Annotated in this window: 17 protein-coding genes and 1 pseudogene; 8 read left to right on the top strand and 10 right to left on the bottom strand. The window is 63.2% G+C overall.

Annotated features, from left to right (window positions below):
- Nucleotides 1-18: 18 nt before the first annotated feature.
- From mnmH to CLU91_RS03985, 3 genes are all read right to left on the bottom strand, one after another.
- A complete protein-coding gene (gene mnmH / locus CLU91_RS03995; protein ID WP_100873093.1) occupies nucleotides 19-1,110 on the bottom strand; it encodes a tRNA 2-selenouridine(34) synthase MnmH in 1,092 nt (363 codons plus the stop codon).
- A 66-nt stretch (nucleotides 1,111-1,176) separates the two neighbouring features.
- A complete protein-coding gene (locus CLU91_RS03990) occupies nucleotides 1,177-1,866 on the bottom strand; it encodes an LrgB family protein (protein ID WP_100873092.1) in 690 nt (229 codons plus the stop codon).
- Complete coding sequence (locus tag CLU91_RS03985) at nucleotides 1,863-2,321, bottom strand: CidA/LrgA family protein (RefSeq protein WP_100873091.1); 459 nt, start codon at nucleotides 2,319-2,321, stop codon at nucleotides 1,863-1,865. The genes CLU91_RS03990 and CLU91_RS03985 overlap by 4 nt, the downstream gene beginning before the upstream one ends.
- Nucleotides 2,322-2,424: 103 nt before the next feature.
- On the opposite strand from CLU91_RS03985, the gene CLU91_RS03980 reads away from it, so the two are divergent.
- The 4 genes from CLU91_RS03980 (at nucleotide 2,425) to CLU91_RS03965 (ending at nucleotide 5,757) form a co-directional block, all read left to right on the top strand.
- On the top strand, nucleotides 2,425-3,333 hold the full coding sequence (locus CLU91_RS03980) for a LysR family transcriptional regulator (protein WP_100873090.1): 909 nt from the start codon (nucleotides 2,425-2,427) through the stop codon (nucleotides 3,331-3,333).
- Nucleotides 3,334-3,358: 25 nt separating this feature from the next.
- Nucleotides 3,359-4,177 (top strand): glutaminyl-peptide cyclotransferase, encoded by an 819-nt coding sequence (locus CLU91_RS03975; RefSeq protein WP_198521237.1) that lies wholly within the window; start codon nucleotides 3,359-3,361, stop codon nucleotides 4,175-4,177.
- 81 nt (nucleotides 4,178-4,258) lie between these two features.
- Nucleotides 4,259-5,113: a hypothetical protein gene (locus CLU91_RS03970; protein WP_198521236.1), complete on the top strand. Its 855-nt coding sequence runs from the start codon at nucleotides 4,259-4,261 to the stop codon at nucleotides 5,111-5,113.
- Nucleotides 5,110-5,757, top strand: a complete 648-nt coding sequence (locus CLU91_RS03965) for a hypothetical protein (RefSeq protein ID WP_100873089.1) — start codon at nucleotides 5,110-5,112, stop codon at nucleotides 5,755-5,757. The genes CLU91_RS03970 and CLU91_RS03965 overlap by 4 nt, the downstream gene beginning before the upstream one ends.
- A 76-nt stretch (nucleotides 5,758-5,833) precedes the next feature.
- Here CLU91_RS03965 and CLU91_RS03960 read toward each other — a convergent pair whose 3' ends face one another.
- From CLU91_RS03960 to CLU91_RS03945, 4 genes and pseudogenes are all read right to left on the bottom strand, one after another.
- Nucleotides 5,834-6,082, bottom strand: coding sequence for a DUF3297 family protein (locus CLU91_RS03960; RefSeq protein ID WP_010398340.1), 249 nt, complete (start codon nucleotides 6,080-6,082; stop codon nucleotides 5,834-5,836).
- A gap of 54 nt (nucleotides 6,083-6,136) precedes the next feature.
- Nucleotides 6,137-6,901 (bottom strand): annotated as a pseudogene (locus tag CLU91_RS03955) (OBAP family protein).
- A 72-nt stretch (nucleotides 6,902-6,973) separates the two neighbouring features.
- A complete protein-coding gene (locus CLU91_RS03950) occupies nucleotides 6,974-7,288 on the bottom strand; it encodes a hypothetical protein (RefSeq protein WP_035818984.1) in 315 nt (104 codons plus the stop codon).
- Nucleotides 7,289-7,460: 172 nt separating this feature from the next.
- A complete protein-coding gene (locus CLU91_RS03945; protein WP_100873088.1) occupies nucleotides 7,461-7,862 on the bottom strand; it encodes a GFA family protein in 402 nt (133 codons plus the stop codon).
- Nucleotides 7,863-7,978: 116 nt separating this feature from the next.
- On the opposite strand from CLU91_RS03945, the gene CLU91_RS03940 reads away from it, so the two are divergent.
- The 3 genes from CLU91_RS03940 (at nucleotide 7,979) to CLU91_RS03930 (ending at nucleotide 10,227) form a co-directional block, all read left to right on the top strand.
- The gene (locus tag CLU91_RS03940; RefSeq protein WP_100873087.1) at nucleotides 7,979-8,359 is read left to right on the top strand and encodes a hypothetical protein; all 381 of its coding nucleotides are present in this window, start codon (nucleotides 7,979-7,981) and stop codon (nucleotides 8,357-8,359) included.
- 7 nt (nucleotides 8,360-8,366) lie between these two features.
- Entirely contained in the window at nucleotides 8,367-8,696 is a 330-nt protein-coding gene (locus tag CLU91_RS03935) for an immunity protein Imm33 domain-containing protein (RefSeq protein WP_100873086.1), read from the top strand.
- Between the two features lie 85 nt (nucleotides 8,697-8,781).
- On the top strand, nucleotides 8,782-10,227 hold the full coding sequence (locus tag CLU91_RS03930) for a serine hydrolase domain-containing protein (protein WP_100873085.1): 1,446 nt from the start codon (nucleotides 8,782-8,784) through the stop codon (nucleotides 10,225-10,227).
- On the opposite strand, the gene CLU91_RS03925 is transcribed toward CLU91_RS03930, so the two are convergent.
- Nucleotides 10,224-10,808, bottom strand: a complete 585-nt coding sequence (locus tag CLU91_RS03925; RefSeq protein WP_100873084.1) for a type 1 glutamine amidotransferase family protein — start codon at nucleotides 10,806-10,808, stop codon at nucleotides 10,224-10,226. The two genes, CLU91_RS03930 and CLU91_RS03925, sit on opposite strands and share 4 nt — an antisense overlap.
- A gap of 199 nt (nucleotides 10,809-11,007) precedes the next feature.
- On the opposite strand from CLU91_RS03925, the gene CLU91_RS03920 reads away from it, so the two are divergent.
- Entirely contained in the window at nucleotides 11,008-12,657 is a 1,650-nt protein-coding gene (locus CLU91_RS03920) for a phosphoethanolamine transferase (RefSeq protein WP_100873083.1), read from the top strand.
- Nucleotides 12,658-12,721: 64 nt separating this feature from the next.
- Here CLU91_RS03920 and CLU91_RS03915 read toward each other — a convergent pair whose 3' ends face one another.
- Both CLU91_RS03915 and CLU91_RS03910 read right to left on the bottom strand, forming a co-directional pair.
- Entirely contained in the window at nucleotides 12,722-13,495 is a 774-nt protein-coding gene (locus tag CLU91_RS03915) for a ferredoxin--NADP reductase (RefSeq protein WP_100873082.1), read from the bottom strand.
- 233 nt (nucleotides 13,496-13,728) lie between these two features.
- A complete protein-coding gene (locus CLU91_RS03910) occupies nucleotides 13,729-14,874 on the bottom strand; it encodes an acyltransferase family protein (RefSeq protein ID WP_100873081.1) in 1,146 nt (381 codons plus the stop codon).
- Between the last annotated feature and the right edge of the window lie 254 nt (nucleotides 14,875-15,128).

Genomic DNA, 15,128 nt, shown 5'->3' with positions numbered 1-15,128 from the left:
GGGAAGCTGCGCCGGCACTTACGCGGCGCTGGCGGTACGCGGTTCGCCGACGATAGCACATAATGCGCGCGCGGCTTGCTCAAAGGCATGTTCTGAAATATCGGGCAAGACCAGCGGCGTCGCCTGGGCGTAGCGGCTGAAGTTGCGGGCGATCGATTGCCGGTAGACGGGGTCGTAATGCTGGACCAGCAGCTCTTCCACCAGCTCGGCCATGTGGCCCGCCGTGGCCAGTTGCTGCCAGTGGGCAATTTTTTCCTTGCCATGCAGCTGCGTCAACAGGGCCAGCTGCACGTTCAGGCGCGTCGGGTCGCCGACGAAATGTTCGTAATCCTGCATCAGCAATTGCACGCGCTCCCCAATGTCCAGGCGCACGTCGGTGCAGGCGGCCGCGCGCATCTTTTCCATCAGCGCATCGGGCACGCGCAGCCGGCCCACTTTCTTGCTTTCCGACTCGATGAAGACGGGCAGTGCCGGGTCGAAAGTGCGCAACTGTTGCCACAGCGCGCTTTCAAACGCCTTTTGCGAAGGCTGGTCCGCGTCCGGCAAGCCGCCCAGCACGGAGCCACGGTGGGCCGCCAGGTCTTCCAGGTCGATCACTTGCGCGCCTTGTTTGTCCAGCACCTGCAACAGGCGGCTCTTGCCGCTGCCCGTGGGGCCGCACAGCACGTTGATGAAGTCGAAGCGTTCGGGCAGGGTGGCCAGCTCGGCATTCACGTGGCGCCGGTAATCCTTGTAGCCACCGTCGAGCTGCGTGACGGGCCAGCCGATGCGCGCCAGGATGTGCGCCATGGCGCCGCTGCGGTTGCCGCCGCGCCAGCAGTAGACGAGCGGCTTCCAATGCTGCGGATGAGCGATAAAACCGTCTTCGATGTGCCGCGCAATGTTTTTCGCGATCAGCGCCGCGCCCAGCTTCTTTGCTTCAAAGGCGCTCGTCTGTTTATACAAGGTGCCGACGCGCACGCGCTGCTCGTCGTCCAGCACGGGCAGGTTGATGGCGCCCGGCAAGTGGTCTTCCGCGAACTCGGACGGGCTGCGCACGTCGATGATGGCGTCGAATTCATGCAAGCGTGGCAGGAGGTCGCTGAAGGGCAGGACTGCGGGGTATTTCATCGTGGCGCGGCTGCTGGGAATGGGGAAAGACGTATTATCCCCGATAAACGCCGCTGGCGTGGCGGTTTAGCCCAGCAGATGCCCCAGCAGAGGCGCCAGCAACACCGTCACGACGCCGGAAAAAATCATCGTCAGGCTGGCCACGGCGCCTTCTTCCGTGCCCACGCGGCGCGCCACGGACAAGCCAAAACCGTGCGCAGCCGCGCCATACGGGGCGCCACGGGCGATGCGCATGCGCAAGGGCAGCAGTTTTAACAGCGGTTTACCGAGCATCAAGCCGAACAAGCCCGTCATCACCACGAAGATGCCCGTCAGCTGGGCCGAGCCGCCCATGTGGCGCGACGCTTCCAGCGCGAACGGCGTCGACACGGAACGGGCCAGCAGGCTGCGCGCCATGTCGCCGTGCACGCCAAAGACCCGGTCCAGCAGCAGGGTGGCGGCCACGGAGGCGACGATGCCGGCGCAGCTGCCCAGCGACAAGGCCAGCCAGTGCTTGCGGATCAGCTTGCGCTCCTGGAAGATGGGTAGCGCAAACGCGATGGTGGCCGGCCCCAGCAGCCACGGCAGCCAGCGCGTCTCGCCGAAATACGTGGCGAAGGGCGTCGAGGTCGCTTGCACGATGACGATCAGTAACGCCGAGGTACAGATGGCGGGCGTCAGCAAGAAATGCGGATGGCGGCGGTGCACGGCCTGGTTGGCGTAGAACAAGACCAGGGTCAGCAGCAAAAACAGCAGGGACAGGACCAGGGTGCTCATGCTGCCGTCCTGGCTGCGCGCTGGCGCAGCAGTTGTTGCAGGCGCAGCTTGCGCTCATAGCGGCATACCCATTCGACGGTCAATGCCGTGGCCAGCATCACGCTGGCAAAGCCGAGGCCGATATTCACGAACAGCATCAAGCCTTGCGACTTCAATAACTGCGTGAATTGCACCACGGACACGACCAGCGGAATGAAGAACAGCAGCATGTTGGCCAGCAGCCAGTTCGCGCCCAGTTCGATGGCGGCTGGCCGTACCCAGCCCGACAGCAGCAGGGCCACCAGCACGAACAGGCCCACCACGCCGCCGGAAAACGGCAAGTGCAGGGCGGAAGCGGCCTCGTCGGCCAGCCACCAGGCGGCAATCAGTATGCCCACTTGCCACGCGGTCTGCGCGGGCTGGCGCCAGGCAGAGATGGAGGGCAGGGCGGCGGTGTAACAGTGCAAGGCTTTCACGGCGGGCTTTCAAACGGCTGGGGGAAGTTTTCATTGTAGTGACCCCGCATCAAAAGATAAAATGACTTAAACTCATGATTATCATTCGAAATTGGAATGCATCATGGATATCCGCTCCCTGCGCTACTTCGTCGAAGTGGTCGAACAAGCCAGTTTTACGCGTGCCGCCGCCAGGCTGCACGTGACGCAGCCCACCGTCAGCAAGATGGTCGCCCAGCTGGAACAGTCGCTGGACCTGGCCTTGCTGGATCGCGCCGGCAAGCGTTTTACCCTGACGGACGCGGGCAAGGTGGTGCTGTCGCGCGCGCATGAACTGCTGGCCCTGCATGCAGAGTTAAAAGTGGAATTGCGCGACTTGCAGCAGCTGGAGCGGGGAGAATTGCGCGTTGGCGTGTCGCCGCAAACCCACTCGACCTTGGCGCCGTGGCTGGCCGAATACCACCAGCGCTATCCCGGTATCGAACTGAAAATGTATGAAAGCGGCACGCAGGCGATCGAGCGCGACTTGCGCACGGGCACGGTGGAACTGGGTACCATGCTCGACTACCCGGGCAATGCGGCCACTTGGCAGGATTTCGAAGCCTTGCCCCTCGTGCGCTCACCGCTGTGCCTGCTGGCGGCGCCCGGTTCTGCGTGGCAGGGACGCGCTTCCGTGGCCCTGGCCGAGCTGGCCGGCAGCCCCTTCATCTTCTATGGCGCCGCGTTTGCCTTGAACGACATCGTGCTGGACGCATGCCAGCGGGCCGGTTTCGCTCCGCGCATCACGGGCCGCAGCGGCCAGTGGGATTTTATCGCCTCGCTGGTGCGGCTGGGCGTGGGCATTTGCCTGCTGCCGAAGATGTATTGCGACACGCTGGATCAAACGCAATTTGCCGTCATCCCCCTCGACGGTCCGCCCGTGGAGTGGAATCTGATGCTGGCCTGGCGCCGCGGCGGGCGGCTGTCGTTTGCGGCACGTGCCTGGCTGGACCTCGTCAGGGCGCGCATGGCGGACGCGGCCCGTTTACAATAGGCGCTCGCCAACCACCGCCAAGCATATGAAGAACACAGGTAAAACCAGACTGAAACGTACGGCAGGCTCGCTGCTGCTGGGATTGTTGTGCACCGTGGGCCTGATGAGCGAAATGGGCTATGCCCAGGCCGCCATTCCCGTGTATGGCTATTTCGTCAAGAATACCTATCCGCACGACCCCCAGGCGTTCACCCAGGGCTTGCTGTTCAAGGATGGCCACCTGTATGAAAGCACGGGCCAGAACGGCCAGTCCTCCTTGCGCAAGGTGGAGCTGGCGACGGGCAAGGTCTTGCAGAAAAGCATGCTGGACAAAAAAGTGTTCGGCGAGGGCATCACGGATGTGGGCGATGAAATCCTGGGACTGACCTGGATTTCGCAGACCGGCTATGTCTTTGACCAGAAGACGTTCAAACTGAAACGCAAATTTACCTACCAGGGCGAAGGCTGGGGCCTGGCCAGCGATGGCAAATTTGTCTACATGAGCGACGGCAGCTCCGCCATCCGCGTGCTCAATCCGAAAACCCTGATGGAAGTGCGCCGCTTCGAGGTCAAGGCCGAGGGCCGCCCCATCGAGCGCCTGAACGAGCTGGAAATGGTCGACGGGGAATTGTTTGCCAATGTGTGGGGCGCCGACGTGATCGCCCGCATCGACCCGGCCAGCGGCAAGGTGGTGGGCTGGATCGACCTGACGGGCTTGCTGCCGCCCGAGCAGCGGGGCACGGCCAATCCCGACGCCGTGCTCAACGGCATTGCCTGGGATGCGCGCGGCAAGCGCCTGTTTGTCACGGGAAAACTGTGGCCCAAGCTGTTCGAGATCGAACTAATTGAAATCCAGCGCCGCTGATGTTTCCAATTGGGCAGTGTTGCTGGCGAGTAATCGTTTAGAATTCTGATTCTTCGCCCCGTGCGACCTTTATAGGATGCCATGCTGTCCCTCTCTTTATGCCGCCTGGCGACCGCCGCCACGCTGGCCACCGCCATCGTGCCCTGCGCGCAGGCGCAAACATCCTACGTGCCGGTGATGAAGCAATACGGCGACTTTGTCGTCACGCGTGACCGCCACGACCCGCTCGTTACCTTGACTTTCCGCCGGCACGGCTACTGGCCCGGCGGCGCGCGCGAGGTGGTGGAAGTGCGGCCGATCAAGGCCACGCGCGAAGGCCAGCCCATGCTGCTGGCCTTTACCAAGGGTTATACGGGCCAGGGCACGATATTGATCGGCGTGCAGAATGGCGAGCCGCTGATGCGCCCCATCAGTCCCATGCAACGCGACAACATGGTGCGCACGGAACGCGACCCCGAATGGGGCGTGCCGCAGCCGGGCAACAGCGAGGTGCTGCTGTTTCCCCGCGACGGACGCGCGCTCGATACGGGCACGGGCGAACTGCTGTGGTTTGACGTGCCGGACAACGTCAGGGGCGATTATCCCCATGCCATGCTCGTCTCCGTCTCGCCCGACGGGCGGCGCGGCGCCTATCTGACGAATACGCTGACGAAGGTGGGCATCATCGTTGCCACGCGCGACGACGGCGTGGCCGGTGAGCTGGCCTTGCCGCCGGACACCTATCAACGGTGGCTGAAGCCCTTGTCGGACGCCGCTTCCGCGCAGGCGGGCGCCGCCATCAAGGCGCGCCAGGGCCGCACGGATTCGATCCGCATCCGGCGCGAGCTGGAACTGGCCTGGTTCGGCCAGCAATTTCAATGGAAACAAGGCAAGAACGGCTTGCAAGTGACGGGGCTGGGCCTCATTTCCGCGCCGCCGGAAGGAAAACAGCCATGACACTACCCAAACTGATCGCCGGCTGCTTCGCCGCCTCCTTGCTGGCCGGCTGCGTGCACGGCGAAACGTTCCCCCAGGATTATCTGGCGCAAGATATTGACAAGCAACAAGCTTTGCTGGAACTGGACGTGGTCTTCGGCAAAGCGCCCGATGACAAGCTGACGTCGCGCGTGACGGCCCGCAACAGCGTGGAATACGCGGGCGCGCCGCATATCGTCGTGCCGTTTTACCAGAAGGGACTCGGCTTCGACCAGGGGTTTGCCGGCACCTATATCTTTGGCGTCGTGTATCCCGTTGCCAAGGTCGAGACGGCCACGGCCAGCAGCCGCGTCTTCGGCCAGAAACTTGAGGGTCAGCAGCAGGGCAACCCGCGCTACCGTTTCCGCGTGCCGGGCAAGGCGCAGTGGAACAGCAATGAAACCTTCATGCTGAGCTTTGAGCGCAAGGGCCGCCGCGAAGAAATCACTTTCCGCTTCAGCAACGAGCAAAGCTGCCCGTCCGCCTTCCTGGCCACCACGCCACTCTATGGCTTCCCCATCAAGGTCGTCGCCACCTTCAAGGAGGACAAAGGTTGCCTGAAAGTGTGCGACAGCCGCGACCAGTGGCCCGGTTTTTGCGCCTTCCAGCCGCCGCCGGCAGCCTGACCGGCCTGCCGGGCAATACCTGCGGACGTAAAAAAGGCCGATGGAAATCGGCCTCGATGACAACTGTAGGTATTGCTTAGCGGTAGAACGCTTCGACTTTGCCCTTCAGCTTGATCTGCAGCGGACGGCCGCGGCGGTCGAGCGACTTGGTGGAAGCGACCTTGATCCAGCGTTCGCTGATGCAATATTCTTCCACGTCAAGACGCTCCTTGTCGTTGAAGCGGATGCCGACGTCGTTCTCGAACACGGCTGCAACGTGGTAAGGGCTGCTAGGGTCGATCGACAGGCGATCGGGCAATGGGGGTAAGGTGGTGGTATCGTTCATGTGCGTAATTATCGCCCAGAATGCCGATCCAGACAACGGCCTTTCGCGCGCCGTCTATCTGGCCGGGCGCGAAATGGCGGGCGTGGCCGTGTGCGGGGAGGGTGGCGGCGATGAAGCCCCGTGCTGCGTTCCGCTCGGGTCGGCCAGCTGGATGGTCGTGCCATGTTGCCAGGCATCGGCGCCGGCGATGATGGCGGGCGCGGCGATGTCGGCCCGCTGGCGGCGTTTTTCGGCGGAATCGATGCGGAAGCGGCCGTCGCGTGCGGCGACCATGGCGGCGTCGGCCTGGCCATCGGCTGTAAAACCCATCATCAGTTGCGGCACGCCCAGCGGCAAGGTCTTGTGCAGATCCGTGTGCCAGGTATGCCAGGTCTTGCCATACGTGGCGACGAGTTTTTGCATCAAGGCCTTTTCGGCCACGGCGGGAATGCCGGGAGCGATCAGCTGGCCTGATTTGACTTCATGCACATGGCTGTGCCACAGCGCTTTTTCCGCCGCCGGCTAACCCTGGTACAACCTGGCGCTGACGATGTATTCGACACCCATCAGCTTGGCATCCTTGACGTTGCCGTCGTAAATGACGCACTGGATCAGCTCTTCATTGACGATGGCGCAATAGTGGTGCGCTTCCATCTGGCCGCGCAGATTGCCATTGTAAAAATGAAAACCGTCAAGATAGGCATTGAGTGCCGCGACGGGCGGCCGCGCTTGCAATGCGTCGGCGCCCGCATCGAGCACGCGCGTGGAAACCCCGGCCGGCGTGCCGGGTGCCTCCACGTTCGATGCCGTATTCCTGGCGCCGCAGGCGGCCAGGCCCATGCCCAGCCCCGCGCACAGCATGGCCGTCAGTGCTTTCATGTTGAGAAGGCGCGTCTAGCCATGCCTGCGGGATCAGGATTTGTCGTCATTCTTGTGGCTTTGACGTCCCGCTTCCACGTGCTGCTCATGCGTGCCGCCGCGCGTGCCGGTGCCGGAACCCGATTGCTGGCCCGACTGTTGGCCCGATTGCTGCGAGCCCGACTGCTTGTCGCCGTCATTCTTGTGGCTTTGGCGGCCTGCCTCGACGTGCTGCTCGTGCGTGCCGCCCTGAGTGCCGCCCGACGATTGGCGGGTGCCGGACTGCTTGTCCGACTGCTGGCTGCCCGATTGGCCCGATTGCTGTTTGTCCGACTGGCTGCCGGATTTGTCATTGCTGTTCGAAGTCATGGTCGTGTCCCCTATGGTTGGTTTGGTCAGTTTGCATGATCATCCGGTCCAGCATAGGCTGCACCGTTGAAACCATTCTCGCTGCCTGCGTCGGGCTTAACCATAGGGACACCACTTGTCGCCACGTAGGAAAACTCCGGCGTAGCAGACAACTATTTCAACATCGCATTATTTACAGATGCCGCGTTTCCAGCGGCGGCGTCTCCCACGCGTCATGCCAGCCGTCGACAAAGGTGACGGGCACCTGGGCCAGTTCGGCCACGGCGGCATCGTCGAGGCAGTTCACGCCGATGCCGACAAACGGCCCGCTGCGGGGAGAATCGCCGCGACCGAACGGACGCACGCCGCAATGGCGGCAAAAATAATGGCGCTCTCGGCCGGCGCCGAAGCGGTATTCGCTCAAGTCCGCTTCTCCGGCCAGCAGGCGGAAAGCCGTGGGCGGCACCAGGCTGGCCCAGCAGCGGATTTTCAGGCAATAGGAACAATTGCAGCGCAGGCTAGGGGCCGCCAGGTCGATTTCGGCCGCGAAGCGCACGCTGCCGCAGTGGCAACTGCCATGGTAGGTTTTTTTCATCGTAGCCCACTTTACAGGGTTGCCGTACTGTCATGCAACTGCTTGCATAGCGACCGTGCGGCATCGGCCAGCCCGCGCACTATAATGGCGCCTGTTCAAGAGAGAGGAATCGCAGCATGGACATGCGCATGACCGACAGCCTGCGGCAACAGGCCTATGCACAGGCGGCAGCCTTCGTGCACACGCTCGACCGGCGCGATCGGCTTGCGCTGCAACGCGACTGGGCGCTGTCGCCGGGCGTGGCCGACGAGATCATCGAGATGCTCGACAGCTATTTTGCGGCGAACCAGGCGCTGTCCCTGGCGCCGCTGGCCGAGGCCTTTGTGCCGGGCAAGGGCGGCCGTCCCGCCGTCGACGTGTATGCCACCGATTGCGGGCCGCTGGGTCTGGAATGCATGTTGCTGGCCGATGGCAAGCCGGGCGAAGCGGTTTTGCACCTGGAAATGTCCGGCGACGATGGCGCGCTGCGCCTCCATTATCAATACATAGGATCCTGAGGGCAGCATGACTGAAGCGATCAGCGAAACACAGCAGCGCATCTGCGACAAATTCGGCTTGCCGGCGCAGGCGCCCGAACCCATGGTGGCCCTGGCCATCGGCAGCCTGGACCAGTCGCCCATCTATGGCACGCGCATCGTGCTGCCGGAAAACGGCACCATCAGCTGGTTCATCCACTGCGGCGAACACGACGACGCCAGCGGCTTCTATCAGCCGCTGCACGCGGAACACCTGCACGAGATGCTGCCGCAAGTGGTCGATTACCTGGCCTTGCCCAGCGGCGCCAGGTTCATCCTCGACCGCGACGGCTATGAAGACGTGTGGCTGGAAGAGTAACTTTCCGACCGGCAAGATTGTCGTTGACGTTGATAAATAGGTATGGGATGCTGCGGTTCCGTTTTCCACTGTCGAAAGCCGCATCGTGAAGCCACGCCTGCCGTCTGTCCTGTTCGCCCTGGCGCTTGCCGCCGCCTCCGCCAGCCATGTGCAGGCGTCCCCAGCGGAACACGACATTGCCGCCTTCGTGCGCAGTGAAATGCGGGAGCGCCAGATTCCAGGCCTGCAACTGACGGTGATCCAGCGTGGCAAGGTCATGCTGAAGCGCAATTTCGGTCTGGCCAGCCTGCAATACCAGGTGCCTGTGACGGACGCCAGCCTGTTTTCCATCAATTCGGCAACGAAAGCGTTTGCCGGCGTGGCCGTACTGCAGCTGGTGCAACAGGGCAAGATCGACCTGGCCGCGCCCATCGGGCAGTACCTGACGGGGCTGCCTGTCGCCTGGCAAACCGTGACGGTGACGCAATTGCTCAACCACACCTCGGGCTTGCCCGACGTGCTGGACCAGCGCAGCGGCAAGCTGGTGGGGCCGCAGCCGGACGCTGCCGATGCGGCGTGGACAGCCGTGCAGGCGCTGCCCGTGGAAGCTGCGCCTGGCCAGCGCTTCCGCTACAACCAGACCAATTACGTGTTGCTGGCGCAGTTGATCGAGCGGCAGGGCGGCCAGCCCTTTACCACTTTCGTCCAGCGCGGGCAGTTTGACGTGGCCGGCATGCGGCATAGCGGCTTTGGCGACGCGAAGGACGTGGTCGTGGGCAAGGCCAGTTCTTACGTGCTGGACCGGGGCGGCAACGGTTATCGCAACGTGATCGAAGACTTTCCCGTGTTCATGCGCGCTGGCGCTGGCATCAACAGCAATGCGGGCGAACTGGCGAACTGGCTCATCGCGCTGCAGTCGGGACGCTTGCTGGCACCCGCCAGTGTGGCACGGCTGTGGCAGCCGACCAGCTTGAATGACGGCAAGCCGGCGCCGTGGGCGCTGGGCTGGCCCAGCATCGGCCGCGATGGTCACCGCGCCGTGGCCGGCATCGGCGGCGCCCGCTCAGCCTTTTATGTGTATCCCGATGATGGCCTGACCGTCATCATCCTCAGCAACCTGGCCGGCGGCCAGCCGGAACAACTGATCGATACCGTCGCCGGCTTTTATCTTCCCGCCCTGCGCCAGCAGCGCGGCGGCGCGTATGCCGCGCACTTGCTGCGCAACAAGGCGGCCAGCACCGGTTTCAACGGGCTGGACAATAAACTGGCGGCCATCCGGCGCCAGCATGGGCTGTCTGCGCCCACCGAAGACGACTTGAATGCCTGGGGCTACCGCCTGCTGGGACGGCAGCAGCCGAAACAGGCGGTGGCCGTCTTCGAGCTGGGCGTGCAACTGTACCCGCAAGGGGCGAATGGCCACGACAGCCTGGCCGAAGCGTACGAGGCCGACGGCGCGAAAGCGCAGGCCGTCACGCATTACCGCCGTTCGCTGGAACTGGACCCGGGCAACACGCACGCCGTGGCGCGCCTGCGCGCGCTGGCCTCCGACTAGCGTTCTGCCTGGGCTGCCTGGCCGTGCTCGGCGCCGTGCATGGCCAGATAGGACGTCAGGTTGTCGTCGTCAATGCCCAGGCTGCGCAGCACTTCCCGCGTAAAACTGACGGGCGCCGTGCCCGGTGCCGTAACGACGCGCTGGTCGGCCACGGCCCATGCTACGTCCTGGTACAGGGCCGCGCCCGCATAGCCCGTTTGCAACAGGTTGTCCGCACTGTTGGAAGTATGGCGCACGGTGTCGAGCACGCCTGCCTGCGCCAGCACGCGTGTGCCGTCGCAAATGCCGGCCAGCACAATATTGTGGTCGCGGGCGGCGCGCAGCAAGGGGCCCAGGTCGGGCGCCTTGCCGCTTTGCCAGTGGCTGCCGCCACACACCATCAGCAGATCGAGTTCCCCGAGCACAATCTCTTCCAGCGCCAGTTGCGGCGTGACCAGCATGCCGCCGGACGAGGTGACGGGCAGGCCGCCCGGCGTGGCGAACTGCGTGTAAAAGCCGTAATACAGGCGCGCCGTGGAATTGATCAGGGCAGTTTCCCAATCGGCAAAGTTCTCGGTCAGTATGGTGATGGCACGTGTCATGAAAAGTCCTGTCGCAGGTGGATATATCAATGTTACAGGCTGGCTAGCCTGCTGGTGCCGAAATCATAATAAAAAATACTGACAATTTCTGTCAGTAGCACGCAGGAAATAATGGTACAAGTTGCAAGGGACTGCGCTACAATCGCTGGCCCGTTCGCACGGGCTTGCCCCTGTTCAATGCTTACCCCCTGTCGCCTCCATGCTGATTCTGTGTTGCCGTGTCCTGTTCAGCATAGCTGGCCTGCTGCTGTTCTTCCTCTTCGATCAGTTAAGCGCGAACGAATGCCTGAAATTGTGCGTCTTGCTGGCGGCCTTCTTGCTGGGCATGGGCGGCGTGCTGCACGCGTGGCGTGGCGCTGCCAGCGCTGGCGCGGTCACCGTGCTGCTGCGCATCGTTGTGCCCGTGTTTTACTTTGACGCCGCCATCAAGGGCTTCTTGCGTGGCTATTTTGGCATGCGGCCGAATCCGAATGCCGTTTTGCAAGCGATGTTTGCGACAGATCAAGCCGAAACGGGGGAATTTTTTCTGCACAACAGCATCGCGCTGGCGCAAGCGGCGGGCTGGTTTGTGCTCGTGACGGCGGCCGTGCTGCTAGCCGACCGCCAGCTGCTGCGCCGGCAAGCGGCGCGCGCCAGTCGCGCGCCGGGCCTGGCGCAAAAATGCTTTGCCGTTGGCATGGCCGTCTTTCTGGTACTGCTGCACGTCAATACCACCATGCGGCGCGAAAATCCGGCCCTGTTCTGGCCGCTGCGCTACCAGCAGTACAGCGCGCAGCTGGAAGCGATGAAATCCATGCAGCAGGCGCTGACGGCGGCCATGGCCGCGCCGCGCGACTGGAACGTGCGCTATGCGGGCGAGGATGCGCGCACCGTCATCCTGGTGATCGGCGAGAGCACCAATCGCGCCTCGATGTCGCTGTACGGCTACCCGCGTGCCACCACGCCCCGGCTCGATGCCATGCGTGCAAAACTGCTGGTGTTCAATGATGTGATTTCGCCTGCGTCCAGCACGGTGGAATCGATGATGACGATGCTCACGCCGGCCGATATCGGCAACCCCGATGCGTGGATGGCCAAGCCGAATTTGCTGATGCTGGCCGAGGCGGCCGGCTACAAGACGTTCTGGGTCTCGAACCAGACGCGCAACGACGGCTGGATCGGCCTGCTGGCGGGCCAGGCCGATGAAAGCGATTTCATCAACTACGGTACTGGCCGCGGGGAAAACAATTTCGACGGCAACCTGTTCCAGCCGTTCGCCCACGCGCTGGCCGATACGGCGCCGAAAAAGCTCATCGTCGTGCATTTGCTGGGCGCCCATCCCAGCTATGACATGCGCTATCCCCGCCGCTTTGCGCATTTCAACCAGGTGCAGGACGCCGTCAGCGCGCAGATGGCCAGCCAGGGCAGGTCGAGCTCGATACGCAACCAGCGCGATGAGTACGATAACGCCATCCGCTATGGCGATTACGTGCTGGGCACCCTGATCGGCATGGCCGACACAGCCAAGGCCGGGCGCGCCGCCTCGCTGCTGTTCGTCTCCGACCATGGACAGGAAGTGGGCTACAGCCGCAATCACGCGGGCCATTCCGCCTCCGACAAGAGCGGTTATGAAATCCCCATGTTAATCTGGAACAACCAGCAGGCGCCGCAATCGAGTGCCGCGCGCGCCGCGCTGGAAAGCCGGCCATACCAGACGGACAAGCTCGATGCGACCGTGCTGGGCTTGCTGAAGATCGAGACGCGCTATTACGCGGCGCATGACGATATCCTCAGCAGCGCCTTTCAACCCGTGCAGCGCTTCATGAATGGCTTGCAATACCAGCGCGGCACGCCGGCGCTGGTGCGCTGAAACGCCAGGGGCCCGGCGCCGCCGCAAGGTGCGGCGGGACCGGGCCCCTGGAGAACACGATGGATTACTTCTCGGCGAATGCGCGCTCGACAACGAAGTCGCCAGGCGTCGAGGTATTGCCTTCCTTGAAGCCACGCGCTTCCAGCATTTCCTTCAGGTCGCGCAGCATGTCCGAGCTGCCGCAGATCATGACGCGGTCTTCGGCCGGGTTCAGCGCCGGCAAGCCCAGGTCTTCGGCCAGCTTGCCGTTCTCGATCAGTGCCGTGATGCGGCCCATGTTGCGGAAATCTTCGCGCGTGACGGTCGGGTAGTAGCGCAGCTTGTCGCTGACCATTTCGCCCAGGAATTCATGTTTCGGCAGGTGCTCTTCCAGCAGCTCGCGGTAGGCCAGTTCGTCGACCTGGCGCACGCCGTGCACGAGGATCAGCTGGTCGAAGCGCTCGTAGATGTCCGGATCGCGCACGATGCTGAGGAATGGCGCCAGGCCCGTGCCCGTCGACAGCATGTACAGGCGCTTGCCTGGCAGCAGGTAGTCGGACACCAGGGTGCCCGTCGGCTTGCGGCCGACGATGACGGTATCGCCCACTTGCAAGTGTTGCAAACGCGACGTCAATGGACCGCCCGGCACCTTGATGCTGAAAAATTCCAGGTGCTCTTCGTAATTGGCGCTGGCGATACTGTAGGCACGCAGCAAGGGCTTGCCATCGACGCGCAGGCCGATCATGGTGAAATGGCCATTCGAGAAACGCAGCGACGGATCGCGCGTGGTGGTAAAGGAGAACAGGGTATCCGTCCAGTGGTGCACGCTTAAAACGCGCTCTTCATTCATCGAACTCATAGTATTTGTTGGCTGGTCAAAAAAATGGTTAGTTGCTGGCAACTGCTGGCAAAAGTGAAACCCTGTGTAGGCCCAGACGCTATTGTACTGGCGTCCACACGAAATTGTTACCGTCTATCGCCGCCATTGCTGCCGCACGCGGTGCCGACATTATAGTGCGAATGGCAAGGCGGGGCGGGAATTTGCCCGGAAACGGGCGGTGGGCATGCGCTCTCTTGACTTGGCTCACTTTTTCAAGGCGCCGCTCCAGGGCTGCCGGCAGCACGTGCAGGCGCGGGTGCGGCGGCGCCCAGGAAGCGCCGGCGCAGGGCCGCATTCGCCGGTTCGGACACGCAGCGGGCCACGAGGGCGGCCGCCAGCGCCGTTGCAGTCAGGAACAGCGCCAGCCATGGCAGCCGTTCCGCGTAGCCCAGGCCCGCCTTGTCGACCACGTTGCGCATGCCGGCCAGTACGATGATATGGAACAGGTAGAGTTCGTAGCTATGGCGTCCCAGCCATTGCAGCGGGCCGTAGCGGCCCTGGCTGGCCGTCTGGCCCGCCGTGGCACCCACGATGAAGGCGGCGCTGGCCAGCGCGATCAGGGTAAAACCGAAGACTTCATGGCCGCCGATGCCGCGTACGTACACGGCCGCCAGGGCCAGGCCCGCCGCCCAGCGCAACAGTTGCCCGGCACGCGCGCCCGGCTGCCAGTGTTGCGTCAGCAGGGCCGTCAGGCAACCGATGGCGATGGCGTCGAAACAGGCGATATAGCCGTACATGAAATAGATTTCGTTGTCCGCGTGCAGGCTGCGGTAGACGGGGCCTGCCACGATGGCGGCGCCGCACAGCAGCATGATCGCCTGGCGCCGGCGCAGCAGGCGGCACGACAGCGGCAGCAGCAGATAGAACATTTCCTCGACGGACAGCGACCAGTACACGTTCAGGCAGTAATTGAAATAGCCGGCGCTTTGCATCAGCACGTTGTGCCAGAAGGTCAGCACGGAGGCGATGGCGATGACGAAATAGCTGGCTGGCAAATCCTTGCCGCTGTCCGAATTGGCAAAGAAGGGCACGTCCAGCACGCCCAGCAGCACGATCAGGGACAGGGCCAGCAGCAGCGCTGGCAGCAGGCGGGCGATGCGGTAGGCATAAAACGCCGCCAGGTCGATGCGCGCCAGGTCGCCCCAGCGGCGCAGCGAGGTCGAGGTGATCAGGTAGCCGGAAATGACGAAGAACATGGTCACGCCGTAATTACCCTGGTAGGCGGCGCTCAGCAGCCAGCCCGGCAAGGCCGAGAGCGGGCTGTTCTTCAAGCCATAGGCCAGCGCGAAGTGCAGCACCAGCACGCACAGGATGGCCGCGCCGCGCAGGGCGTCGATATGATGGTTGCGGGCTTGCAATGGCGTCCTTGTCGGTTTGGCAGCATGAGGGGCGATTATGTGAGAGATGTCGCGCGCAGGTCAACGTTTTTGCAATTGCCTGGAACGGCGCGCCAAAGGAAAGCGGGGCCGGGGACGCCTTGCGTGTATGATATTGCCGAACAGAATTGTTGGGCATCTGTCATCTTGCAGGCGCGGTTTTTCGTGCCTGCCGGCCCATGAATCTGCGTGCACGATTCCGGCCGCCAGGATGCCTGACCCACAGCGAAAGGTAA

It is taken from the genome of Janthinobacterium sp. 64 (assembly GCF_002813325.1).
GTDB lineage: Bacteria > Pseudomonadota > Gammaproteobacteria > Burkholderiales > Burkholderiaceae_D > Janthinobacterium.
This window is presented reverse-complemented; position numbering and strand designations above follow the sequence as displayed.

Excerpts from the sequence above, each read along its gene's own strand:
- CLU91_RS03965 (WP_100873089.1), top strand. The coding sequence starts at position 5,110 with ATGACACTACCCAAACTGATCGCCGGCTGCTTCGCCGCCTCCTTGCTG.
- CLU91_RS03915 (WP_100873082.1), bottom strand. The coding sequence starts at position 13,495 with ATGAGTTCGATGAATGAAGAGCGCGTTTTAAGCGTGCACCACTGGACG.
- mnmH (WP_100873093.1), bottom strand. The coding sequence starts at position 1,110 with ATGAAATACCCCGCAGTCCTGCCCTTCAGCGACCTCCTGCCACGCTTG.
- CLU91_RS03920 (WP_100873083.1), top strand. The coding sequence starts at position 11,008 with ATGCTGATTCTGTGTTGCCGTGTCCTGTTCAGCATAGCTGGCCTGCTG.
- CLU91_RS03945 (WP_100873088.1), bottom strand. The coding sequence starts at position 7,862 with ATGAAAAAAACCTACCATGGCAGTTGCCACTGCGGCAGCGTGCGCTTC.
- CLU91_RS03950 (WP_035818984.1), bottom strand. The coding sequence starts at position 7,288 with ATGACTTCGAACAGCAATGACAAATCCGGCAGCCAGTCGGACAAACAG.
- CLU91_RS03970 (WP_198521236.1), top strand. The coding sequence starts at position 4,259 with ATGCTGTCCCTCTCTTTATGCCGCCTGGCGACCGCCGCCACGCTGGCC.
- CLU91_RS03975 (WP_198521237.1), top strand. The coding sequence starts at position 3,359 with ATGAAGAACACAGGTAAAACCAGACTGAAACGTACGGCAGGCTCGCTG.
- CLU91_RS03980 (WP_100873090.1), top strand. The coding sequence starts at position 2,425 with ATGGATATCCGCTCCCTGCGCTACTTCGTCGAAGTGGTCGAACAAGCC.
- CLU91_RS03925 (WP_100873084.1), bottom strand. The coding sequence starts at position 10,808 with ATGACACGTGCCATCACCATACTGACCGAGAACTTTGCCGATTGGGAA.
- CLU91_RS03940 (WP_100873087.1), top strand. The coding sequence starts at position 7,979 with ATGGACATGCGCATGACCGACAGCCTGCGGCAACAGGCCTATGCACAG.
- CLU91_RS03935 (WP_100873086.1), top strand. The coding sequence starts at position 8,367 with ATGACTGAAGCGATCAGCGAAACACAGCAGCGCATCTGCGACAAATTC.
- CLU91_RS03960 (WP_010398340.1), bottom strand. The coding sequence starts at position 6,082 with ATGAACGATACCACCACCTTACCCCCATTGCCCGATCGCCTGTCGATC.
- CLU91_RS03990 (WP_100873092.1), bottom strand. The coding sequence starts at position 1,866 with ATGAGCACCCTGGTCCTGTCCCTGCTGTTTTTGCTGCTGACCCTGGTC.